16 protein-coding genes are annotated in these 23,098 nt (G+C 65.4%); 6 read left to right on the top strand and 10 right to left on the bottom strand.

What is annotated here, in order from left to right:
- Positions 1–56: 56 nt before the first annotated feature.
- From XH79_RS32185 to XH79_RS32215, 7 genes are all read right to left on the bottom strand, one after another.
- Entirely contained in the window at positions 57–2,063 is a 2,007-nt protein-coding gene (locus tag XH79_RS32185; protein WP_271584271.1) for a GAF domain-containing protein, read from the bottom strand.
- Positions 2,064–2,152: 89 nt separating this feature from the next.
- Entirely contained in the window at positions 2,153–3,892 is a 1,740-nt protein-coding gene (locus XH79_RS32190; protein WP_271584355.1) for a thiamine pyrophosphate-requiring protein, read from the bottom strand.
- On the bottom strand, positions 3,893–6,823 hold the full coding sequence (locus XH79_RS32195) for an ATP-binding protein (protein ID WP_271584272.1): 2,931 nt from the start codon (positions 6,821–6,823) through the stop codon (positions 3,893–3,895). It abuts the gene before it with no gap.
- Between the two features lie 144 nt (positions 6,824–6,967).
- Positions 6,968–7,390, bottom strand: a complete 423-nt coding sequence (locus XH79_RS32200; protein ID WP_212343922.1) for a putative quinol monooxygenase — start codon at positions 7,388–7,390, stop codon at positions 6,968–6,970.
- Positions 7,391–7,468: 78 nt separating this feature from the next.
- Entirely contained in the window at positions 7,469–8,320 is an 852-nt protein-coding gene (locus XH79_RS32205) for a VOC family protein (RefSeq protein WP_271584273.1), read from the bottom strand.
- 96 nt (positions 8,321–8,416) lie between these two features.
- Positions 8,417–9,430 (bottom strand): aldo/keto reductase, encoded by a 1,014-nt coding sequence (locus XH79_RS32210; protein ID WP_271584274.1) that lies wholly within the window; start codon positions 9,428–9,430, stop codon positions 8,417–8,419.
- 55 nt (positions 9,431–9,485) lie between these two features.
- A complete protein-coding gene (locus XH79_RS32215; RefSeq protein ID WP_442869985.1) occupies positions 9,486–10,241 on the bottom strand; it encodes an alpha/beta fold hydrolase in 756 nt (251 codons plus the stop codon).
- Between the two features lie 337 nt (positions 10,242–10,578).
- Here XH79_RS32215 and XH79_RS32220 point away from each other — a divergent pair, with 337 nt between their 5' ends.
- From XH79_RS32220 to XH79_RS32245, 6 genes are all read left to right on the top strand, one after another.
- The gene (locus tag XH79_RS32220; protein WP_271584275.1) at positions 10,579–11,514 is read left to right on the top strand and encodes a helix-turn-helix domain-containing protein; all 936 of its coding nucleotides are present in this window, start codon (positions 10,579–10,581) and stop codon (positions 11,512–11,514) included.
- Between the two features lie 82 nt (positions 11,515–11,596).
- Positions 11,597–12,061 carry a (2Fe-2S)-binding protein gene (locus XH79_RS32225; protein WP_271584276.1) on the top strand — a complete coding sequence of 155 codons (465 nt, stop codon included), beginning with the start codon at positions 11,597–11,599 and terminating at the stop codon, positions 12,059–12,061.
- Position 12,062: 1 nt separating this feature from the next.
- Positions 12,063–14,318, top strand: coding sequence for a xanthine dehydrogenase family protein molybdopterin-binding subunit (locus tag XH79_RS32230; protein ID WP_271584277.1), 2,256 nt, complete (start codon positions 12,063–12,065; stop codon positions 14,316–14,318).
- 5 nt (positions 14,319–14,323) lie between these two features.
- Positions 14,324–14,959 (top strand): hypothetical protein, encoded by a 636-nt coding sequence (locus XH79_RS32235; protein ID WP_271584278.1) that lies wholly within the window; start codon positions 14,324–14,326, stop codon positions 14,957–14,959.
- A gap of 63 nt (positions 14,960–15,022) precedes the next feature.
- Positions 15,023–15,694 carry a type 1 glutamine amidotransferase domain-containing protein gene (locus XH79_RS32240; RefSeq protein ID WP_271584279.1) on the top strand — a complete coding sequence of 224 codons (672 nt, stop codon included), beginning with the start codon at positions 15,023–15,025 and terminating at the stop codon, positions 15,692–15,694.
- A gap of 93 nt (positions 15,695–15,787) precedes the next feature.
- Positions 15,788–16,093, top strand: a complete 306-nt coding sequence (locus tag XH79_RS32245; RefSeq protein ID WP_271584280.1) for a putative quinol monooxygenase — start codon at positions 15,788–15,790, stop codon at positions 16,091–16,093.
- Positions 16,094–16,806: 713 nt separating this feature from the next.
- On the opposite strand, the gene XH79_RS32255 is transcribed toward XH79_RS32245, so the two are convergent.
- The 3 genes from XH79_RS32255 to XH79_RS32265 form a co-directional block, all read right to left on the bottom strand.
- Positions 16,807–19,560, bottom strand: a complete 2,754-nt coding sequence (locus XH79_RS32255) for a beta strand repeat-containing protein (protein ID WP_271584282.1) — start codon at positions 19,558–19,560, stop codon at positions 16,807–16,809.
- 295 nt (positions 19,561–19,855) lie between these two features.
- Positions 19,856–21,445 (bottom strand): MBL fold metallo-hydrolase, encoded by a 1,590-nt coding sequence (locus tag XH79_RS32260; RefSeq protein ID WP_271584283.1) that lies wholly within the window; start codon positions 21,443–21,445, stop codon positions 19,856–19,858.
- Positions 21,446–21,449: 4 nt separating this feature from the next.
- Positions 21,450–22,976 carry a thymidine phosphorylase family protein gene (locus XH79_RS32265; RefSeq protein WP_271584357.1) on the bottom strand — a complete coding sequence of 509 codons (1,527 nt, stop codon included), beginning with the start codon at positions 22,974–22,976 and terminating at the stop codon, positions 21,450–21,452.
- Positions 22,977–23,098 lie beyond the last annotated feature (122 nt).

Consider the following 23,098-nt stretch of genomic DNA (forward strand, 5'->3'; position numbering starts at 1 on the left):
CAGATTCTTCAAAGCACCCATCGAGCGACGATTTCCTGATCCGGTAGACGATACGGCTATCCGCTGTCCTTGTCCGAAAAATTGCTCTTTCGCGGCAGCACGATCCTGAACTCGGTGAACTCGCCGGGCTCTGTCTCGATGTCGAGCGTGCCGCCGTGCTGCTTGACGATGATGTCGTGGCTGATGGAGAGGCCAAGGCCTGTGCCTTCGCCGGCCGGCTTGGTCGTGAAGAAGGGATTGAACATCTTCTCCTTCACCTCCGGCGGGATGCCGGTGCCGTTGTCGCGGATGCGGATCTCGACATGGCTGCCGCGGTCGTGGGTTGCGGCGCTGAGCGTGGGCTCGAAGTCTCCGCCGGCCTGGCTGGTACGCTTGGCCATCGCATAGAAACCGTTCGAGATCAGGTTCAGCAGCACCCGCGTGATCTCCTGCGGAAACACTTCGGCTTGCCCGGCCGCGGGATCGAGCTCGTGCTTCAGCGTTACGTCGAACCGCGGTGTTTCGGCGCGGGCACCGTGATAGGCGAGGTTGAGGCTCTCCTCGACCAGCGCGTTGATGTCGCTTAAGCGATGCTCGCCGCCGCCCTCGCGCGAATGCAGCAGCATGTTCTTGACGATGGAATCGGCGCGCCGTCCGTGCTGCACGACCTTGTCCAGATTGTCCTTCAGAAGTCCGGTCAGCTCGTCGACCTCGCTGCGGACATCGTCAGGGAGCGGAGCGGGCGCCAGCACCTCGTCCAACTCGCTCGTCAGCTCGGCGGAGAGCGAGGCAAAATTGTTGACGAAGTTGAGCGGGTTCTTGATCTCGTGCGCGATGCCGGCGGTGAGCTGGCCGAGCGAGGCCAGCTTCTCGGTCTGGATCAGCCGGTCCTGCGCTGCGCGCAGATCGTCGAGCGATCTGGCGAGCTCCCGCGTGCGGTCCTGCACCTCGTTGAACAGGCGCGTGTTCTCGACGGCGATCACGGCCTGGTCGGCGAAGGTCTTGAGCAGATTGATCGCCTTGTCCGGAAACTGACCCGCCTCCGGCCGCGTCACCGCGATGGTGCCGATCGCGACGCCGTCGCGCAGCATCGGCACGACGAGGATGCTGCGATAGCCGCGGGTCCGCGCCAGCTCCTTCATGGCGTCGGTGAGGTCGGGCTCGTTCTGCATGTCGCTGCGGGAGGCATATTGCCCGCTCGTCGCGACGCGGCTGTGGATACCCGACGATGATAGCGATGCCGGGAAAGAGCTGAGCAGATCCGCATTGCCGGCCTCGTTGTCCGTGGTGAAGGCGGTCAGATGCAGCATGCCGTCGATGACGCGGGTGACGGTAGAGGAATGCCCGCCGATCAGCGCCTTGGCGCTGTCGGAGATCGCCCGGAACACCGGGGTGACGTCGGCCGGCGAGGCCGCGATCACCTTCAGGATATCGGCAGTCGCGGTCTGACGCTCCAGCGCCTCCCTGGTCGTATTGAACAGGCTGACATTGCTCAGCGCGATCACCGCCTGGTCGGCGAAGGTCTGAAGCAGGCGCATATGGTGCTCGCCGAACATGCCGGTCGTCCGGCGCGTGGCGATGATGACGCCGATCGCCGCACCCTCGCTCATCAAGGGGACGAACAGCATGCTGCGAAAGCCGCGGGCGCGCGCGATGTCGCGCGCGGCCGGCTCGAGCTCGGTGTCGGGCAATTGCGCCGCCGCACCATCGGCCACGAGCTCGTACGCCGGGAATTGCGCGAATGGCACCGGGAACGAGGCCTGCAGTACGCGGTCGCCGGCCGGATCGGTCGGCGTGAAGGCCGCAAGGTGCGCGGCGCCGTCGATGTAGCGCAGCACAGCTGTGGAGAAGCCGCCGATCAGTCGGTTGGCATTGGCGGCGATGGCGTCGAACACCGGTTGCACGTCGGACGGCGAGGCCGCCATCACCTTCAGGATCTCGGTCGTCGCGGCCTGCCGCTCGAGGGCTTCCCGTCTTTCATCGGTAAGGCGCGCGTTCTCCGCCGCGCTCGATTTCAGCTGCTGCTCGAGCTCGTCGATCCTGCGCCTCAGCGCGTCGGCCATATCCTCGGTAAGCGCGGTCATTGATCGTCCGGTGCGGCCGGGAGCGTGTCCCTTAGCCTGCGCCTTTAGCGCCAAACGCCCGGCCGGCCAAGACTCAAGTCAAGAAGATCTCACGTGCCCGGCCGCGACACCTCGGTCTCCTTGCTGGTGATGAACTCCAGCAGCACCGGGACGCCTTCCTGTGTCTTCTGGATGCCGCGTCTGATCGCGGGGACGATGTCCTCCGGCTTGGTCACCCGCTCGCCATAGCCGCCGAAGGCGCGCGCCATCGCGGCATAGTCGCCGGAGATGTCGGTCGAGCGATATTTTTCGGTCGAGACCGGCATCACCTTGAGCTCGATCGCCATCGAGAAATTGTTGAGCAGGATCGACATGATCGGAATGCGCTCGCGCACCGCGGTCTCGAAATCCATGCCCGTAAAGCCGATCGCCGCATCGCCCCAGACATTGATGCAGAGCTTGTCGGGCTTTGCCAGCTTTGCGCCCATCGCAAGGCCGAGGCCGTAGCCGAGCTGCGTCGTCTTGCCCCAGCCGAGATAGGTGAGGGGCTCGACCGCCTTCCAGAACGGCGAGAGCTGGTCGCGCGGGCTGCCGGCATCATGTGTGATGATGGTGTTCTTGATGTCGACGGTGTGCTGCAAGTCCCACAGGACGCGATAGGGGCTCAAGGGCGCGTCATTGCTGGTCAGCTTCGGCATCCACTTCGCCAGCCACTCCTTGTGCGAGGCCGCGATCTCGGCCACGACTGCCGACGCGTCGCGGTCCGCGGTAACGGTCTTGCCGATCTCCTCCAGCAACGCATCGAGCACGAGGCCGGCGTCGCCGACGAGGCCGATCCTGGCCTCGACATCCTTGTTGAGATGGTTCGGATCGAGCGTGGAGTGGATGATGGTTTTTCCTTTCGGCATCGCGATGCCGAAATTGGTCTCCGTGAACGAGCAGCCGATGCCGAAGATGACGTCGGCCTCCGCGAGGAATTTCGGGACCGCGCGCGGCACCGCGAGGCCGCCGGAGCCGAGCGAGAGCGGATGCGTCTCCGGGAACGACGATTTGCCCCCGAGGCTGGTGGTGACGGGAATGGCCAGCCGTTCGGCCAGCCGCTTCAATTGCGGCCAGGCCTGCGCGTAATGCACGCCCTGGCCGGCATAGATCACCGGCCGTTTCGCATTCACGAGCAGGCCGGCTGCTTCCTTCACGTGCACGGGGTCCGCGCCGTAGCGGGTGCGCAGCACCGGCGTGTAGTTCAGCGGCTCCGGCACCTCCTCGTTCCACATGTCGGAGGGGATCTCGACGATCACGGGCCCGCCGCGGCCGTTCTTCAGCTTGGTGAAGGCGCGGCGGAAGATGTTGGCGACCTCCGCGGCCAGGATGATGGGCTCGGAGGACTTTGCGAACGGCTTCATCGCCTCGCTGGAATTGAAGTTCGGCTCGATATGCGCCAGCCGGCGCTGGTAGCCCATCGGCAGCACCAGCACGGGCACGGATTCGCCGAAGCACTGGGCGACACCGCCCATCGCATTCTCGGCGCCGGGTCCGTGCTGCATGCAGAATGCGCCGATGCTGCGCCCCGACGTCACCCGCGAGATCGCATCCGCCATGTGAATGCCGACGCGCTCCTGCCGCACCATGACGGGACGGATCTCGGCCTTGGCCGCATGCTCGATCAGGTGGTTGACCGGATAGCCGCAGAGGATCTCGATTCCCTCGCGCCGCATGATTTCCGCAATCGCAGTGCCGAGCTTCATGGCGTCTCTCTCCCTGGCGAGGCCGGTTGATCCGGCTGTTAGTGAGAGAGGATCAGGAAATCCGGGAGGCGTAAAGCGCGCGCCGTGAGCGCGACGGTAGGCCAGCTATGCACCGCGAGCGTGCACCGGCTCCGACCGGCGATAGTGGCCGCAGCCGCCCGCCGTTGGCTGCACGCGCTGCAGCAGCCGCTTGGCCGCAACGAGATCCAGCGTTTCGAAGCCTTCCGTGAACTCGTCATAGATCGGGGCGAGCAGTCGGACGGCCTTGGCCCTGCGGCCGGTCGCAATCCAGTGTGCTGCGAGATCGGTGGCGATCCGCAACTGGAAGGTCATCGCGTCGATGGCGCGCGCTTCGGCGAGTGCCTGCTGTAGCCGCTTTTCAGCGCGCAGCGGCTCGCCGGCATCGAGAAGGACCAATGCGTCGACCCGCTGAAGTTCCGATCGGCACCAGCGCTCGCCCTGACGTTCCTGATGGCCGATCGCCCGCGTGATGGCCTCGCTTGCCTCAGCGATCCGCCCTTGCCGCAGATAGGCGCGGGCGAGGGCCGCGAGATAGCTGCCGATCCGCATCAGGAAGCGGCATTCGATCAGTTCGTCGATCGCGGCCCGGATATCCTCCACCGCGCGCGGATCGCCGCGCAAGTCGCGAAGGCAGGCGGAAAAATAGCGCTCGACCGGAACCCAGCGCGAGATGCGCTCACGTTCCAGGTTGCGACGCAGGCGCATCGTGAAGCTCTCGAGCGCGTCCAGATTGCCGGTTTCGAGCGCGACCGGAAGTGCGGCAAGCCCAAGTGCGTTCGATTGCGACACCCAATGGCCGCTGCGGTCTGCGGCGTCGACGGCGTCGCGGGCGAGCCTCGCCGCGTAGTCGGCTTGCCCTTGCATCCACGCCACGAAGGGCAGGTTGAAGCGGACGGTGATGAACCGGTAGACCTCGTTCGCATCCTTGCGCGAATGGCCCTCGGCCAGCGAATAGGTTGACGCGAGACGATCCAGCACCGGGCGGCTCTTGCTCAACTCTCCGGCAAAGGCGTGGGCCCAGGCGAGTGCCCGATCGGCTTCGGACGTCGCCGTGAGGTCGCGATCCCGGTCGGCCTGCGCGGTGGCCTCCTCGAGATAGGTTATGGCGCGCGGGATCTCACCGATCTGCAACAGATAAAAGGAAAAACCCACCAGCGCTCGCTGCTGGTACTCGATGCTGCCGGCGCGCCTTGCGAAGGCGATCGCGTCGAGCCAGGCAACCTCGTTCTCGTTCGACATGTTGCGGGCGTAGAACAGGCTCCATCCAAGAGCGCAGGCGATCTTTGCCTTTGACAGATCGTCGCACGCGACGGTCTTGGCCAGGGCGAGCGCGTCCTCCAGCCGCGCCTGTGCTTCCGACAGGATGAAGGTTTCCGACCACAAGGTGATTGCCGCAACCGCGAGCCTGATGCCGAGGACGGGATCGCCTTCCTCGCCAACCGCCCATGACAGCGCAGCGCGCAAATCGGCGATGCGGCCGAGGTAGCGCTGGGTCCAATCGGCCGGCTCGCGCCAGTTCCACTCCTCCTCGGACCGTTCGAAGAGCGCGAGAACGCGCTGCGCATGGCGGCGCAGCGCCTGGCTGCAGGCGGGATCGGCCTGGCGCCGCTCGGCCGCATAGCGGCGCGTGCTGTCGAGCAGTCGGTAGCGAAGGTGCGCGCCGCGGGCTTGCGCGCCGAGGAGCGATTTGGTGACGAGACTGCCGAGGCCGGTGACGACGTCGACCGGAGTGAGCCCTGCGGCTTCCGCGACGAAGAGAGCATCCTCGACCTCGAAGGCATCGCTGAACACGGACAGCAGGCCGAACAGTGTGGCCTCCTTCTGCGACAGCAGCCGGAAGCTCCAGTCGATCGTCGCCATCAGGGTCTCATGGCGCGGCGGCGCACCCTCGGCGCTGGGAGCGCGAAAGCCCAGTTTCTGGTCGAGCAGCGCCACCAATTCGCGAGGATTGAACCTGCCGATCTGGGCTGCCGCCAGTTCGATCGCCAGCGGAAGGCCGTCGAGCGCATGACAGATCGAGGCGACGGCCTCGCAATCATCATTGACGAACTGGTAGCCCGACCATTCGGCGGCGCGGCGGACGAACAGCTGCACAGCCGGAAATGTCACGGCCTGATCGACGCTCAGGGTGCGGCCGGGTTTCGGTGAGGGCAGCGAACCAAGCCGCACAATGTGCTCGGTGGCAGTGCCGAGCGGCTCGCGGCTCGTCGCCAGCAGCCTGGACGGCGATGTGTCCGTCAGGAACTTGCCGGCGAAGATCGTGGCGGCGGGCAGCACATGCTCGCAATTGTCCAGAATGAGCAGCATCTGCCGCGGCCTCAGATAATCGAGGGCTGCAGCCAGACCGTTGTCCGTATTGCCTCTGATGCCCAGTGCCGTCACGAGCGCCGCACCGAACAGCGTAGGATCGGAAATTGTCGCGAGATCGACGAAGCAGACGCCGTCGCGGCACCGCGGCGCAAACGCCTTGGCGACGGCCACGGCAACGGTCGTCTTGCCGATGCCTCCTGCGCCAGCCAGGGTTACGTGCCTGTTGTCGGCCAATAGATCGGCGATCTCGACGATTTCCGCCTCGCGGCCGACGATGCCGCGCGGCAATGGCGGATTGGACAGGGGGAGTGGACCGGCCAGTGCCGGATCGTCCCCGATCTCGCCGATGCTGGTTTGCACCTCCGCGATGAACTTGTAGCCGCGGCGCGCCACGGTCGCGATGTAGGCGGGCTCGATCTGGGCGTCTCCCAGCGAGCGCCGCAAGCTCCACATGTTGACCTTGAGATTGCTGTCGTGGAGGAAGGTGCCCGGCCAGGCCGCCGCCATCAGCTCATTCTTGCTGACCAGATCGCCGCGGCGCTGCACCAGCAGCTGCAAGAGCTCGAATGCGCGCCCGCCCAATTTGACAGGACGCCCGTCAAGAAGCAGGAGCTGGCGGCTGGGAACCAGTCGAAACGGGCCGAAACAGTATGTGAGTTCCCGTCGGCGTGTGCCCCGTTGCCGTGTCTCGGTGGCAGCCTGCATGGATCATTGCCAATCGATCGAAGAGATCACCAGCAATTATCATGCGCTGCAAAATTGTTGGAGTGAGCCGTTCTGAATTCGCACGATTGCGACGGGCATTTGCCCGCAGGATGGCTGCGACAAAACGGCTCGCGCAGGCGCCGGCTATTTCTTGGGCACACCAAGAACCGCCATGCGCATGACCTCGACGCCGCCATCGGCAAGCTCGGGAAGCCTGGCGAACCAGTCCTTCACGTAAGGCATTGCATTATGGGCGTCGAAATCGGCCTGGCTCGCGAACACCTCGTAGAAGATGAAATGACCGGGCTTGGCGCGGTCTTCCTGCAGAAAATAGACCAGGTTCTTGGGATCGCCGCGAACCAGATCGATCAGCGGCAGCGTGGCCGCGCGCAACGCGTCTTCCTTTCCAGGCTTGGCTCGCACCTGCGCCACCACCGAATAGGCACCTTCAGGAATCTCCTGATAGCGAACGCGCGGGGCTTCCTGGGCGACCGCGGACGGCGCCGTCATGGCCATCGCGGCGGCGAACAGCAGGGGGCATAGCGAATTGCGGACGAGAGTTCGCATGATGAAGTCCTTCACATCGTGATGGTGAGCGCTTTGTCGTGCGACCGGCAAAAAGCCGGTCGCGCGACGTTTGACGGGTCAGCGAATGATTGTCTGCTGCCGCTTTGCCAGGGCCTCGCTGAAACGCTGCTTGACGGGGCCGAGCGCTTTGACGAACTCGAGCTGCTCGCCCTCCGGCCCCTTGCAATAGATCAGCTCCCAGCCATTCGAGGGTTCTGCGGTGACCCGGTTCGTGTTGGTGCTGCGGGGAGCGGCCTTGCGATCCGCCTCCGTCATGACGCGGATGGTGCGGTTTGCCCGCACCTGCGTCATGCCGCGCCGCGCGGATTCGGCTTCAAGGTCGGCGATGAACTTGTTGAAGTCGACATCGTCGCGAACATAGAAGCAGATGTGCATCATGCGCGGGAAGGCCGGGCTCATATGCTCCACCGGCTCGGCAAAGCTCTTCGCGCCGCCCATCGGCTGGTCGGCCTCGCGATATTGCAGCAGTTCGATCACCACGTTGTCGAACTGGATGAAGCGGACATCGAGCCGCTGCGCCCCGCTCCGCAAGTCGGGCACGCCGATGGTTCGCGGATTGACCCCGCGCGCATTCGCCTCGATCTCCTGGTCGGCCAGCAGCGTGTTCTGCACCTCGTCACCCTGGAAGTCGCCGTGACGGAACACTTCGGTGCCGCCGAGCACTTCCGTGTAGAACTGATAGGCCCGCTCCATGTTCTGCACCGTCAGCCCGAAATGCTGGACGCCCTGGAGCCGCGCGCCGAGCGGCGCCTCGTTGCGCTCGGCCGGCGACATGCTGGTGGCGCCCTGTGTCGCGGCCTGCGCGTCGGCTGCCGTGCCGGCGACGAGGCCGGTGACGACGGCTGCGCCGGCCGTCTGGAGCAGGACACGGCGGCCCATGTCGGTGGCGTTGTCGGCTTTGTCTGTCATGTCGCTTTCCTCAGTGGTTCGGTGGATTTTGCGTGTGTTGTCCTGCCAGCCGGACCGGTGCCCGACCGGGATGAGCCTGCTGCGCACTCCGACGGCTCAAGCGGCTGCGGGAAGCGGAGCTGCGGGGTTGACGAGTCCCTCCGAGCGGAGCTCGCGCCAGAAATCGGCGGGGATGGCTTCCTCGAGCGCAACGCGATCCTCGGCGATGCGGCCCGGGCGGCTCGCACCGGGAATGACGGCCGCCACCACGGGGTTGGCGAGTGCGAACTGCAGGCCCGCCGCCTTCATGCTGATGCCGTAGCGATCGGCGATGGCCTTGATCCGCGCCACCTTGTTGAGGATTTCCGGGGGTGCCGGCGCATATTCGAAGTTCGGACCGCCGACGAGCGCGCCCGAACTGTAGGGGCCGCCGACGACGATCGCGAGCTCGTGCTCCGCAACCATCGGCATCACGCGCTGAAGCGCCCTTGCATGGTCGAGCAGCGTGTAGCGGCCCGCGAGCAGGAAGCCGTCGGGGCGCGGCTCTTCGAGCGCGAGCAGCAGCTCGATCGGCTCGACACGGTTGACGCCGAGGCCCCACGCCTTGATCACGCCCTCGTCGCGCAGCCGGTCGAGCGCGCGGAAAGCGCCCTTGCGTGCGCTTTCGAAGACCGAAAGCCATTCGTCGCCGTAAAAATCCTGCGCGACATCGTGCACGAAGGCGATGTCGATGTGCGAGGTAGCGAGCCGCTTCAGGCTGTCCTCGATCGAGCGCAACGTCCCGTCCCGGGAATAGTCGTTCACGATCCTGTTCGGGCGCCCGTATTGGAAGACGCCGCCCTTCTCGCCGAGGTCGCGGGCGCTGACATCCTCGATCTCGTCCAGGATCACGCGTCCGACCTTGGTGCTGACGACATAGTCGCCGCGCGGCCGGCCGGCGAGCGCAGCGCCCATGCGGATCTCGGCAAGACCCGCGCCGTAGAAGGGCGCCGTGTCGAAATAGCGGATGCCGTCGTCCCAGGCCGCATTCACCGTCGCGAGCGCTTCCTGCTCCGGGATGTCGCGGAACATGTTGCCGAGCGGCGCCGCCCCGAAACCCAGTTTCCCCGGCAGAATATCCTTGAGGGCCATGTTGAGAGTCCTTGTTTGTGACAGCCAAGACCATCCGTGCGCGGCGCGACCGATCTCAGTCGGCTGCGGACGTATCTGCGCTTCTGATGAACGCCGCGACCTCGCGCGGATGCGACAGCATCACCGCGTGGCTGCTTTTCATCTCCGTCACCTTGGCGCCCGAGCGCTTGGCCATGGTGCGCTGTGCCGTCGGGGGGATCATGTGATCCTCGCTCGTCACCATGTAATGGGTCGGCTTCGTCTTCCAGGCCACGCGATCGACCTTGGTCTGGACCGCCTGCAATCCCCAGGGCAGTTGTGCTGCACCCATGAAGCGGGTCGTGGCCGTGTCGACATCGGCGGCGAACGAGGTGGGGAATTTGTCGCGGTCGACCAGGAGATAATTGCCCTCAGTGACCAGCGGAGCCTTGTGCTCGCCGGCCGGCACGGGGGCCTCCGCCAGCGTGCTGACCGACTCGCCGGCGTCGGGCGCGAATGCCGCGAGATAGACGAGGCTGCGGACCTTCGGATTGTCGCCTGCTTCCGTGATGATCATTCCACCATAGGAGTGCCCGACGAGAATGACCGGATGCCGGGCCTTGGCGATCACGCGTTCGGTCTCTGCGACATCGTCGCGAAGCGTGATCGTCGGCTGCTGGACGACGAGCACCTCGTAACCGGCGTCCGAGAGGATGTTGTAGGTGTTCTTCCAGCCCGAGCCATCGACGAAGGCGCCGTGGACAAGGACGATGGAAACGGTCCTCTCGGCCGCGATCGCGGGGGCGGCCGTTGCGAGCGTCATTGCGGCAAGCGCGGAGATAAGCGGCTTCATACCAGGCTCCGATCCTCGATACGGCGGCATTGCCGTTGATGTGCGCTTCACTAGCGTTCGTGAGCACTGCGGTATTTCCGATTCCTGCGCGATGACCGACGCATCTTGCTCATCCGCGGAGAAGCCGGCGTTGGAAGCCGATCGTGCCTGGCTCCAAGCCTTTGCTTTGCCTGGCTTTTACCTCTTTTAACCGCGCCGCCTCTGGACTTCGCTATCGCCGCTTGTGAGAAATTCGCGGTCGGCGTGGCAGCGGCCGGGGCTGCAACTCACCACCGGATGGAATGATCGCTCGCTCGCGATACGGGGCCGGGATTCGCCGCAACCAGCGGAGGTCGTGATGGCGCTCGTGACGCATGGAGATCAGAAATACAAGAACAGCGAGAAGCTCGCGGAGACCAGCGACTGGCCGGGGCTGAGCATCGAGCATCGCAAGTTCGAGGCGGGCCGCCAGGCAACGCCCGTTCCCATCTGCACCGAGCTCGTCATGCTGCTGTCAGGTGGCGGGATGGTGTGCCGGGCCGGCAACGGTGAAGTCCAGAAGAGCCTCGCACGGCCGGGTATGAGTTACCTCGTCCCCGTGGGGACGCAGGAGAGCCATCTCGAGCTTTCGGACCGGATGGAATGTCTTCATCTCTATCTTCCGCCGGCGCTGCTGGACCAGAGTGCGCTTGCGGACTTTGATATCGATCCGGCAAAAGTCGAGATCGCCTACGCCCACGGTCTGACGGACCAGGTGCTCTTCCACATCTGCTCGCCGCTGCGCGATCTGCTCCATCGCCCGCGCCAGCCGACCGACGCATTGTTCGTCGAGGGAATCCAGGTCGCGCTCGCGGCGCATCTGCTGGGGAATTACACGATCGACCGCTGGCGCGCGCCCGACAAATTGCCGGCGCTCGATCCGCGGCGCCTGCAGCGCGTGCTGGACTATATCGAGGCTTCTCTTGGCGGCGACATCAGGCTCGAGGATCTGGCGGCCGAGGCCTGCCTCAGCCCCTATCATTTTTCCCGGCTGTTTCGCGAGGCGACCGGGTTGTCACCGCACCGTTACGTGACCGATCGCCGCGTCCAGGCCGCGCGGCAAGAGCTCGCGCGCAACCGTTTGTCCCTGGTCGAGATTGCCCTGGAGTTCGGTTTCGGCTCGCAAGCCAATTTCACGCGCGTGTTCCGCAAGGCCGCAAGTCTCACGCCGGGGCAGTATCGCGAATTGTGCTGCGGCCAGGCTGACGTGAAAACCGCTCGTTCCGATACGGCATCCCGCAGGGATTGCGCATGATCCCGCAGGAATCGGAAATACGGCTCAGCGTCCATCAGGCAGTGCTGTCGTGCCGACCATATCTGCAAGGGGATGTACCGACATGATCGAGCTCACGGTGAACGGGATCAAGCGCCAGGTCGACGTCGTCCCCGAGATGCCGCTCTTGTGGGTGCTGCGCGACGAGCTCGGCATCACCAGTCCCAAATATGGCTGCGGGGTCGCACAATGCGGCGCGTGCACCGTCCAGATCGACGGACTGGCGGTCCGGTCCTGTCAGGCGCATATCGGCGAGGTCGCCGGCAAATCGGTCGTCACGCTCGAAGGGCTGGAGAAGAAGGAGCAGCACCCGGTCTTGCAGGCCTGGATCGCGCATCAGGTGCCGCAATGCGGCTACTGCCAGACCGGACAGATCATGCAGGCCGTCTCGCTGCTTGCATTGATCTCCAAGCCAACCGACGAGCAGATCGATCAGGTGATGTCCGGCAATCTCTGCCGTTGCGGCACCTATCCGCGCATCCGCGCGGCGATTCATGCGGCTGCTGCGAACAAGATGGCGGAGAAGTGAGATGGGCCACGTGCAGCGCCTTTCCCGTCGCGCCTTCGTTTTCGGCTCTGCTGCTGTCGCCGGCGGCGTTGCTTTCGGCGCCTATGGCCACGCCGAAGCGGCCGCGCCGATCACCACCGACAATCCATTGGTCACGGGCCTCGGGCCGAATTCCGCGAGCTTCAACCCCTGGGTCGAGATCAGCCCGGACAAGATCACGCTGATCGCCCAGCACGCCGACATCGGCCAGGGCGTCGGATCGGTGCAGCCGATCATGATCGCCGAGGAGATGGACCTCGACCCCGGCCAGTTCGAAATCCGCTTCGCCGGTCCAAGCCCCGCCTATTTCAACACCGGCTTCGCGGACGAGTTCGCGCCGTTCGTGGCCGCGGACCAAAGCCCGGCCGCCGAGGAAGCGCGCGCTGCCACGCTCGAATGGCTGCGAAAGGCCGGCCTGCAAATGACGGGTGGATCGAGCACGATCCCGGACACCTATCAAAAGCTGCGTGTTGCCGGTGCGGTCGCGCGCGAAACGCTCAAGGCCGCCGCGGCCAAACGTTCGGGCGTCGCGGTAGCCGACCTTCGCACGCAATCCGGCCATGTGATCCTGCCCAACGGAAGCAGGATCGCCTATGTCGAGCTCGCGGCGGAAGCATCGAAGATTCCGCCGGTGCTCGATGCGCAGCCGCGCGACCCGTCCAAATGGCGCATGCTCGGCAAGCCGATGATGCGGCTCGACGTCCGCTCGAAGGTGATGGGCGAGCTGAAGTTCGGCATCGATATGAAAATGGACGGCATGCTGTATGCGTCCGTCAAGCTGAACCCCGCCAAGGGGCAGCCGCTGAAATCATATGACGCCAGCAAGGCGCGGGCGATGCCGGGGGTCAAGAAGATCCTCGAAATCAAGAATGGCGTCGCGGTGATCGCGACGAACAGCTGGTACGCAATGAAGGCGGTCGACGCCATCATTTGCGAGTGGGCGCCCTCGGCCTATCCCGCGGAGCAGGCCGACCATTGGAAGGTTCTGGAATCGTCATTCAAGCCTGAGTTCCTGGGCAAGGAGTGGCGGAAGATCGGCGACATCGAAGCCGGGCTGAAGACAGGGACGCGCGTCGAGGCCGAGTATCGCGCTCCTTACGTGGCGCATCAGCCGCTCGAGCCGCTGAACGGGATCGGCCTCGTCACCGACAACGGGATGGAGATCTGGGTCGGCCATCAGAGCCCCCGCTTCGTGCAATATGTCGCGGCGACGGCGATCGGCCTCAAGCCGGAACAGGTCACCTTCCACAATCAATGGACTGGTGGGAGTTTCGGACATCGCCTCGAATACGAGAACGTTCGCGTTCTCGCCGAGATCGCCAATCAGATGAAGGGCACGCCGATCAAGCTCGTGTTCTCGCGCGAAGAAGATTTCCTCCAGGACATTCCGCGCCAGATTGCGATCGCCCGGCACCGCGGCAGCATCGACAAGGGAAAGATCGTCGCCGCCGACCTTGCTCTGGCCTCGACGACACCGCTCAAGGGGCTGCTCGAGCGTTCGGGCACCCCCTCGAAGGATCCTGACGGGCAGTTGGCCGCTGGGCTCTGGAACGTCTATTACGACATCCCCAATTTCCGGGCCACGAGCTACGAGGCGCAGGGGTTGTCGCCGAGCACCACATGGCGCTCGGTCGGCGCCTCGACATCAGGCTTCTTCACCGAAAGCTTCATCGACGAATTGATTCATGCGGCGGGCCTCGATCCGATGAAGGCGCGCATCGCGATGTGCACCGTGCCGCACTATCGCAAGGTGCTGGAGACCGTGGCGGAGATGTCGGACTGGAAGGGTCCGCTCGGCAACGGCAGAGGCCGCGGCGTCGCGTTCGTCGAGTCCTTCGGGACACCGACCGCCGAAGTCGTCGAAGTCTCGATGACGGACAGAGGCATCAGGATCGACAAGGTCTGGGTCGCGGTCGATGTCGGCAAGGTTGTCGATCCCGTCAATTTCGAGAACCAGGTGCAGGGCGGCGTCATCTGGGGGCTCGGCCATGCCATCAATTGCGAGCTCACTTACGCCAAGGGCGCGGTGCAGCAGACCAACTACAATCACCACGAGGCGATGCGGATCTATCAATGCCCGGTCATCGAGGTTCGCGGGCTCGAGAACGATCCGAAGGTGAGGGGTGTCGGCGAGCCGCCGGTTCCGCCGGCCGCGCCTGCGCTCGCCAATGCGATCTTTGCGGCGACCGGCAAGCGTATCCGCGAGATGCCCTTCAACAAGTTCATCGATTTCGTGTGAGGCGGATGATGAAGAGATCTCTGATCGCGGTCGTCTTCGCAGCTTCAGCCATCGCGGCCCTCACCGGGATCGTCGCGGCCAAGGACGAGGCCGCCAAAGACGTGCTGCGGCCCGGCAGCGTCAGCCGGGCAGAGGGGCTGGAGGCCTGGAAGCGGATCGAAGCCGTGGTGATGCATCCGCGCTGTGCCAACTGCCACGTCGATGCCAAGGCCGTCCCGATATGGACGCCAGCAGGCGAAACCAGGCCGCGCGTGCACGGCATGAACATCCACGGTGGCGAGAGCCGCATCGGCGCGGAGGCGATTCCGTGCTCGACCTGCCACATGACCTCGACCCAGGCGAACGAGCCGGCACCGGCGCCGCCGCGCGCCGGCATCGACTGGCAGCTCGCGCCGGTGGCTTTCATCTGGTTCGGCAAGAGCGGCGCCGAGATCTGCGCGCAGCTGAAGGATCCCAAGCGCAATGGCGGCCGCGACGCCGCCGGCCTCGTCGACCATCTGCGGCACGATGCATCTCTGAACGGTTTCATTCCCCGGGGCTGGGCCCCCGGAGCAGGCCGCTCGACGCCGCCGGGCACCTTCGAGGATCACGTCAAGGACATGGCAATGTGGGGCGCGGCCGGACAGCCCTGTCCGAATTGATCCGTTCTCCGCGTCGCGCCAACTGGCCGCCTGCATGCACACCGATATCCAAAGGAGAAACCCATGACCCAACATGTCCTCTTCATCGTCACCAACGCAGCCGTGCTCGGTCCGCATAATCGCAAGACCGGCTTCTTCTTCGCCGAGGTCGCCCATCCCTTCGAGGTGCTCGACAAGGCCGGGGTCGCGGTGGAGTTCGCATCCCCGGCCGGGGGATGGACGCCTTACGATGCGTACGACGAGAAAGATCCCGCTCAGAAGGATTTTCTCGCGAGTAAAGCCTTTCGTCGCCTAAATCACAGTCGCAAATTGTCCGAGGTGGACGCCGCCGACTACGACGCCATCCTGGTGCCCGGCGGTCTTGGGCCCATGGTGGACATCCAGCGCAATGCAACGGTCCAGAATGCCATCGTGCGGGCCTGGAGCACCGGCAAGCTCGTCGCCGCTGTTTGTCACGGGCCGTGCGCGCTGCTTGGCGTCAACCTTGGTGATGGCGTCCCGTTCGTTCGCGGCAAGAAGCTCACGTCCTTCTCGAAGAAGGAAGAGTACGACTACGCCCGCGATGATGTGCCTTACGAGCTTGAGGACGCGTTAAGGGCAGAGGGTGCCGAGTACTCGTCGGCAGCCAACTGGCAACCTCACGTCGTCGTCGATGGCCGTCTCATCACGGGGCAGAACCCCGCTTCGGCCGGACCGCTGGGAAAAGAGTTGCTGTCCGCCCTCAAGGACCGGTGACGCGAGAAATTTGAATTCTCCGAGTGGACGCAATTCGCGAGGGCGGGCTCGGCATCTCCGAAGCCGCGCTTGCCCTCGCATTGGAGCTATCGAATGACGCAATCGCCATCCAAGATCACCGGTATCCTGGTTGCTCGCCCGGGCAAGTCCGCTGAACTCAGGGCCCTACTTGTCGCCATGGCACCGCATTCCAGGGCCGAACCTGGCAACCTGCGCTGGGACGTCTGGCGCGACACATCAAACGAAGATCGCTACGTTCTCGACGAGCTGTACCGGGACGTTGCAGCCGTCGAAGCTCACCGAGCCACGCCGCATTACCAGGCCTACCTGGCCAAGATTCCCGAGCTGGCTGATCGGACGGCAGTGGTCCTGGAAGCGGTCGAGGTTGGGGACAGGTGAACAGCGTCAGCCAATCTTTGAAGTAACTGCATCCGCGCGAACCGCTCCGCTCCATCCGCGCTGCGAGCTTGTGAACTGCCAGAGCCGCAATCCGGAGCCGACTGACAACATCCTATTTGCAGTTCTTGCAGATCATCAGCTTTCGCTTCAACGCCCCATCTTCCTGATCGAGGTCATTTGCATCCGGAGTGGACCTGGTGTCCTTTGCGGCGCGTGACCGCACGGGCGGCGTTACCCGGCTCGGGGTGTCAGTGTCATCGCCGGCGCCGACGCTGAAGCCGTCATAGTCGGCGGCCGGATTCGGCATCGGTTGAGGCCCGCCAATCACGGAAGGCTCTCTGCCCGATACCGGCGGAGTTCTGTTTGTCGTTACCCGCGCGGGCTTGCTGGCGCTCGGGCGCGGGGGCGATGCATCAGGCGGAGCAAGCGAAACTGGCGGGGCCGGAGTTTGCGCGCTCGCGCTGTTGTGCGACCACGGGCCGGTAAACATCAGGCTGAGAGCCAGGAGCGTCACGAGTCTCATCAGAATCCTTCGATCAGCTCTGGTTCACCGGTTGGCGGCATGGCGCGCCGAGCCACGACGTGGTGCAGAGTATCAGGACTCCCATGGCCGTCAAAGCGTCGTCGCCCGGATGGCGCTCCGCACCATCCGGGCTGCGATTCCTTTCGCTTTGCCCGGCAAAGCCATCACCGGGCGAAGCGCGACCGTCGGCTCAGACCAGCGTGCCCGCGTGGAAGCTCGCATGGGCCAGCAGCGATTGGATCACGACGTTGTCGCCGGGACCTCCGTCCAGCACGTCGGTTCCGCCGCCGCCGATCAGCACATCGTCGCCGAGCCCGCCGAGCAGCGTACCGTTGCCGGCGCTGCCGATGAGCACGTCGTCGCCGGCGCTGCCGTCGAAAACGAGGTGCGGCCCGCCGGGACCGACACCTGATGCTTCGATCACGTCGTCACCGCCGAGGCCGTTGATGGTGATGGTGTCGTTGAAGTCGAAGTTCTCGATCACGACCTGGCTTGCCAGGCCGTCGATCACCAGCGCGCCGTTGCTGTTGAGCGAAAGCGTGATGACGTCGTCGCCGCCGGTGCCGTTGATCACGATCTTGTCGGCCGCGCCATCGCCGCCCGGGTTGCCGGGAACGCCGCCGAGGTCGATCTTGACCTCCGTCACGTCGGTCCCGCTCATGTCGCCGACATTGATCGTATCGGCGCCGCCGCGGGCATTGAACGCGATCGTCTCGACGCCGTGTGTATCCATCGTGATCGAGGCGACGTCCCGCGTCAGCTCGGCACGGGAGCCGTTCGCGAAGATGTTGATGGTTTCGGCGATGTTGGCGCCGTTGAACAGCAGCGTGTCGGCGCCGCCCTGGCCCTCGACCGTATCGTTGTCGTCGCCGGGATTCCAGACGAACGTGTCGTTGCCCGCGCCCATCAGCGCGACGTCGTTGCCGTCGCCGCCGTTGATCACGTCATCGCCCTGGCTGCCGCGGATGGTGTCGTTGCCAAGTCCGCCATTGATCGTCAGCTGCAGCACGCCGGCGGCAAGTCCGCTGGCGTCGATGACGTCGTCGCCGCCGAGGCCGTTGATCGTCAGCTGGTCGGTTGCGTCCATGGCGCTCAGGCTGGTGGCCGCATGCAGGCCGAACACGGTCACGCCGGCGGCATTGCCGGAGACGCCGAACGTGTCGGCGCCCTGGGTCGCATCGACCGAGACCGTATCGACGGCGCCGTCGGGCGTACCAGTCGAACCGCCGAGGTCGATGTTCACCTGCGTCACGTCGGTCCCGGTCAGATCTCCCACCGCGATATGGTCGGCGCCGCCCAGCGCGTGGATATCGACGTGCTCGACGGCGTGCAGGTCCATCGTGATGTTTGCGACGTCACGCACGAGCCGGGCGTGATCGCCGTTCGCCGCAAGGACCATATTCTCGGCAATGTTGGCACCGAAGAACTGCAGCGTGTCGACACCGGCTCCGCCATCGACGGTGTCGCTGCCGTCGCCCGGATTCCACTGGACCACGTCGCGGCCGTCGCCGAGCTGCACGAGGTCGTCGCCCCGGCCGCCGACGACGGAATCATTGCCGTCGCCGCCGATCAGCGTGTCGTTGCCGGCGCTGCCAGTGATCGTATCGTTGCCGGCGCCGCCGTCGATCGTGAGGTGCACGACCCCCGCGGCAAGCAGGGCCGCCGAGATCGTGTCGTTGCCGCCAAGGCCTTCGATGACGAGCGCATCGCTCGCGCCCTCCGCGTTGGCGATGGCAACAGCGGCGGGCAATCCCGTAACCGAAACCGACGTGCCCGAGCCGGAGACCTCGATCATGTCGGCGCTGCGCGTGCCCTCGAGCGTCACCGTATCGGCCGCGCCGTCGCCGGTCCCGCCCGACCCGAGATCGACGTTGACCTGCTTGACGTCGGTCCCAGCCAGATTGTTGACAACGATGTTGTCGCTGCCGCCGCGCGCGTTGATCGTGATGGTCTCGATGGCGTCGAGGTCCATCGTGATGTTGCCGACATCGCGGGTCAGCAGCACGCGCCCGCCATTGGCGGCGGAGAGGGTGATGTTCTCGCCGATGTTCGAGCCGTTGAACAGCAGGGTGTCGGCTCCGGCCTGACCGTCCACCTTGTCGCTGCCGTCGCCGGGGTCCCACTGGAAGGTATCGTTGCCGGCGCCGAGCAGGGCGGTGTCGTTGCCCTGGTTGCCGTCGATGAAATCGTTGCCGTCGCCGCCCAGCAGGCGGTCCGCGCCATTGCCGCCGACGATCGTGTCGTTGCCGGCCCCGCCGTCGAGCGTCAGCGTGATGAGCGCGGCGAGATTGCCGGTGGCGGTGATGAGGTCGTCGCCGCCGCCGGCATGAAGCTCGAGGTTTTCGGTGGTGCCGATGTCCAGCGAGAACGGCGCCGGGTCGACACGGTCGAAGCGGACGCGCGTGCCGTTGGCCGTGATGGCGAAGGTCTCGCTGCCGTTGCCGCCGTTCACCTCGGCGGTGTCGGTCCCTTCGCCGCCTTCCATCAGGTCGCTGTCGTCGCCGGGGTTCCAGATCATGCGGTCGTCGCCGGCCTCACCGAACATCTGGTCGTTGCCGTCGCCGCCGACCAGCACGTCATTGCCGGAGCCGCCGAACAGCAGATCGTTGCCGCCCTTGCCGAACAGCGTGTCGTTGCCGGACTGGCCGAACAGCATGTCGCCGCCGGACCCGCCGGTCAGCTTATCGTTGCCGGCGCCGCCGAACAGGTTGGCTGCGGGCATCGCCCCGTTGCTCTCGTCGATGGTGATGATGTCGTTGCCGTCCTGGCCGAAGGCCTGGATCAGCTTGGTGTTGGCGACCGTCGCGGGGCCGCCGTTGATCGCGACCGCGCCGCCATTGACGACGATCGTTCCAGCCGCATTGCGGCCGAGCGCGATCGTATTGTTCAGGCCATTGCCGAGGACGGTGAGAATTCCGGCAGAGAAATTTGCTGTGACAGCCATGTGTGCTCTCGCTTGCGTGATCGTCGAAATGGACCGCGGCGGCATCGCGACGCTTTTTCGCGATGGGCCGGGGTGAGCGGCAAATGACCACGTCTGTAGGCGGAGATGGCAGTTCCGGCTTGGCGGAAGTCTTCGGACCGGCTCCTGTTTTTCTTGAGAGCAGCTTGATTTTCGAGAGGGCGGTCACATCACTCGTGAAACGGGACGGCGTGCTGCTGAGCCTCGCCCATGCAGCAGCGTTTCAATGACGAGTCTGTGAAGGTGCCGTGTCGCCCAACGCTATTCCGACGCTGCTCTATTCGTTCAACGCCCGCCGCAGCCTGCGGATGATGACGCCGCGGGCGCGGTCGTCGGCGGCGGCTGCGACCTTGTCGCTGATGTCAAGCATCAGCTCGGACATCTCGTTGTGCCAGTCGAGATGCGTGACGGCCTCGGGCGCAAGGCGGCGGCGATGGTCGACGTCGAGCACGCGCGGCTCGGCCGATGCGAGCTCGTAGATGTCGTCCAGCACCGGCTGATAGATCTTTGCAGCGGGAAGAATGCGTTCGCCCAGCCGTTCGGCAAGGCCCGCGATCGCGTCCTGCTCGCCATGGGTGAGGAACAGGCCGCGCGCGATCGGGCGGCGCGCCGCGATCCAGCCGGCGATCCCGGCAGCGTCCGCATGTCCGGAATATTCGTCGATCATCCGGATGCGCGCGGCGACCCTGATCTCCTCGCCCTGGATCCGCACCGCCCTGGCGCCGTCCTGGAGGAAGCGGCCGAGCGTGCCGTGCGCCTGGAAGCCGGAGAGCAGCACGGTTGCGCGCTCGTTCCACAGCCAGCGCTTGAGATGATGACGGATGCGGCCCGCGTCGCACATGCCGCTGGCGGCGATGATGATGTGGAAGCCGGTCAGGCGCATGATCGCCTTGCTCTCGGCGACCGTCTCGGTGAATTTCAGATGCGGCGAGTTGAGCAGGCGGTCGACGTCGACGTCGGGATCGAGGCTCGCGGCGTGCTGGCGGAAGACTTCGGTGGCATGGATCGCGAGGGGGGAATCGAGAAAAATCGGCGCCGCCGGAACCTCGCCGCGCTCCATCAAATGGACGATGTCGACGATCAGCTCCTGCGTGCGCTCGACCGCGAAGGCCGGGATCAGCAGGGCTCCCTTGGCGGCCGCGGCCTCACGGATCTCGCTTGCGAGGTGCTGCCGCCGTTGCTCGGGCGTGGTGACCGCGCGCACGCGGTCGCCATAGGTGGATTCGCAGATGACGTAGTCGAGGTCCACCGGGGCTTCGGGATCGGGTTGCAGCAGCTTGGCTTCCGGCCCGACGTCGCCGGAGAGCAGCACGCGCAACGGCCGCTCACGGCCGGCCTGGTCGAACTCCAGCTCGATCGAGGCGGAGCCGAGCAGGTGGCCGGCGTTCCAGTAGCGCGCGCGAACGCCGGGGATGACGTCGGTCCAACGCTCATAGTCGACCGCACGGAAGGATTGCAGCGATGCCGTCGCGTCCGCCTGCGTGTAGATCGGCGCGACCTCCTTCCATCGGCGCGCCGCATTGCGCCGGTTGAGCTGCGCGACCTCGGACTCCTGGATGCTGCCGGCGTCCGGCAGCATCCAGGAGCAGAGGTCGATCGTGCCGCGTGTCGCCAGGATCGGGCCGTCAAAGCCCTCGCGCACGAGTTTCGGCAGCAATCCGCTGTGATCGATATGGGCGTGCGTGAGCAGAACCGCCTGGATGTCGGCCGGGCGAAAAGGAAAGGCGCCGTAGTTGAGCGCCTTCAGCGTCTTCTGTCCCTGGAACAGGCCGCAGTCGACGAGGAAGCGACCGCCGGCGGTCTGGAACAGATAGCTCGAGCCGGTCACGGTGCGGGCCGCGCCGCAAAATCGAACGGTTACGCTCATGTCTTCACTCCCCCGCGAAGCTGCCGCCGATCGCATAGCCGTTGTCCGCAGTGGCTGCGCTCGCCGCCAGATCGTGCTCGGGCCGGTCGAAGGCGTAGACGCGATAGAGCGGCTCGCCCTGCTCGACGCGGTCGCCTGTCTTCTTGAACAGGCGAATGCCCGCGCCCTTGTCGAGCGGCGCGCCCGCGGTACGGGCGAGGCGATTGAGGCGCAGGCAGTCGATCGCGGACACCACGCCGTCATGCGCCGCCTTGACGTCGAAGCTGAGCGATCCAAGCTCGGTGCTGCATGTCGAGGGACCCTGGGCGTCGATGATCTTCTGCATCTGCTTCAACGCCGCGCCGCTGTCGAGCAACTCGCGCGCCCGCGCATAGCCGGCGCCGCCGCGCAGCTTCGGATCGTATTCCAGGAGATGGGCGGCGAGCCGCAGCGACTTCTCGCGCAGATCGCGCGGCGCATCCTTCTCATTGCCGAGCACCGCCATGACGTCATTGGCCTCGAGCACCGGCCCGATGCCGTTGCCGATCGGCTGGCTTCCGTCGGTCGTGATCACTTCGACCGTGCGCCCGAAGCGGTCGCCGACGAATTCGAACAGCTTTCGCAGCCGCATCGCCTCGACCGCGTTCGTGACCTTCGCGGTCGGCCCGACCGGAATGTCGATCAACAGATGTGTCGAACCTGCGGCGATCTTCTTGGACATGATGGAGGCGACCATCTGCTCGCGGGTATCGAGGCTCAGCGGGCGCTCGACCGAGATCAGCACGTCGTCGGCCGGCGACAGGTTCACGTGCCCGCCCCAGATCAGGCAGCCGTTGCAGGCCGAGACGATCGCCTTCATCTCCTCGACGCCGACATTCACCTGCGCCAGCACCTCCATCGTGTCGGCGGTCCCGGCGGGCGAGGTGATGGCGCGCGAGGAGGTCTTGGGGATCGGCAGGCCGTGCGCGGCGACGATCGGCACCACGACCATCGAGGTGCGGTTGCCGGGAATGCCGCCGATGCAGTGCTTGTCGACGATGACAGGGTCGGGCCACACCAGTTGCGTGCCGGCCTTCGCCATCGCCCCGGTGAGAGCCAGAAGCTCGTCGCTGGTGATGAAGCTCGCCGAGCCGATCAGGAAGGCCGCGATCTCCATGTCGGAGTAGCGATAATGCGCGAGGTCGTTGATGATTGCGCCGATCTCGGCCTCGCTCAACGTCCGTCCGTGGATTTTCGCGCGCACCGCTTCCAGGCTTTCCGGAGGCGAGGCCGGCGTCACCGTGACCGCCGTGCCGACCGGTTCGGCGAAACGGCGGAAGGCGGGCTCGGAGAGGCCGATCTCGTCCTGGGCCGCCAGCGTGTCGTCGTCAGTGATCAGCAAGGTCGCCAGCAGCACCTTGCCATTGAGGCGGAGCTCGACGCGGCTGAAGCCGCGAAAGATCTCCGCACGCAGCGCCTTTGATTGCCTGGAGATGACGACGACGTTTTCGCGGCCGGTGTCGAGGCGGACGCGGCGGATCTTCAGTTGGGAGCGCGGGAAGTCTGGATGCATGGACAGGCCGGCAGCAGGAAGCTCGGCTTCCATGCTTAGCCGTCGCCGCCCCTTTGCTGTTGACGCAGATCATGGTCTGCGACGCCGGCAGGGCCGCACGCCGCGACGATATCGCCGATCTC

The organism is Bradyrhizobium sp. CCBAU 45389 (genome assembly GCF_028128625.1).
In the GTDB taxonomy this organism is placed as follows: domain Bacteria; phylum Pseudomonadota; class Alphaproteobacteria; order Rhizobiales; family Xanthobacteraceae; genus Bradyrhizobium; species Bradyrhizobium liaoningense_B.

What these genes read in the sequence shown, in the direction of transcription:
- XH79_RS32185 (WP_271584271.1), bottom strand. Translation starts at nt 2,063, where the DNA reads ATGACCGCGCTTACCGAGGATATGGCCGACGCGCTGAGGCGCAGGATC.
- XH79_RS32195 (WP_271584272.1), bottom strand. Translation starts at nt 6,823, where the DNA reads ATGCAGGCTGCCACCGAGACACGGCAACGGGGCACACGCCGACGGGAA.
- XH79_RS32200 (WP_212343922.1), bottom strand. Translation starts at nt 7,390, where the DNA reads ATGCGAACTCTCGTCCGCAATTCGCTATGCCCCCTGCTGTTCGCCGCC.
- XH79_RS32205 (WP_271584273.1), bottom strand. Translation starts at nt 8,320, where the DNA reads ATGACAGACAAAGCCGACAACGCCACCGACATGGGCCGCCGTGTCCTG.
- XH79_RS32210 (WP_271584274.1), bottom strand. Translation starts at nt 9,430, where the DNA reads ATGGCCCTCAAGGATATTCTGCCGGGGAAACTGGGTTTCGGGGCGGCG.
- XH79_RS32215 (WP_442869985.1), bottom strand. Translation starts at nt 10,241, where the DNA reads ATGAAGCCGCTTATCTCCGCGCTTGCCGCAATGACGCTCGCAACGGCC.
- XH79_RS32220 (WP_271584275.1), top strand. Translation starts at nt 10,579, where the DNA reads ATGGCGCTCGTGACGCATGGAGATCAGAAATACAAGAACAGCGAGAAG.
- XH79_RS32225 (WP_271584276.1), top strand. Translation starts at nt 11,597, where the DNA reads ATGATCGAGCTCACGGTGAACGGGATCAAGCGCCAGGTCGACGTCGTC.
- XH79_RS32230 (WP_271584277.1), top strand. Translation starts at nt 12,063, where the DNA reads ATGGGCCACGTGCAGCGCCTTTCCCGTCGCGCCTTCGTTTTCGGCTCT.
- XH79_RS32235 (WP_271584278.1), top strand. Translation starts at nt 14,324, where the DNA reads ATGATGAAGAGATCTCTGATCGCGGTCGTCTTCGCAGCTTCAGCCATC.
- XH79_RS32240 (WP_271584279.1), top strand. Translation starts at nt 15,023, where the DNA reads ATGACCCAACATGTCCTCTTCATCGTCACCAACGCAGCCGTGCTCGGT.
- XH79_RS32245 (WP_271584280.1), top strand. Translation starts at nt 15,788, where the DNA reads ATGACGCAATCGCCATCCAAGATCACCGGTATCCTGGTTGCTCGCCCG.
- XH79_RS32255 (WP_271584282.1), bottom strand. Translation starts at nt 19,560, where the DNA reads ATGGCTGTCACAGCAAATTTCTCTGCCGGAATTCTCACCGTCCTCGGC.
- XH79_RS32260 (WP_271584283.1), bottom strand. Translation starts at nt 21,445, where the DNA reads ATGAGCGTAACCGTTCGATTTTGCGGCGCGGCCCGCACCGTGACCGGC.
- XH79_RS32265 (WP_271584357.1), bottom strand. Translation starts at nt 22,976, where the DNA reads ATGCATCCAGACTTCCCGCGCTCCCAACTGAAGATCCGCCGCGTCCGC.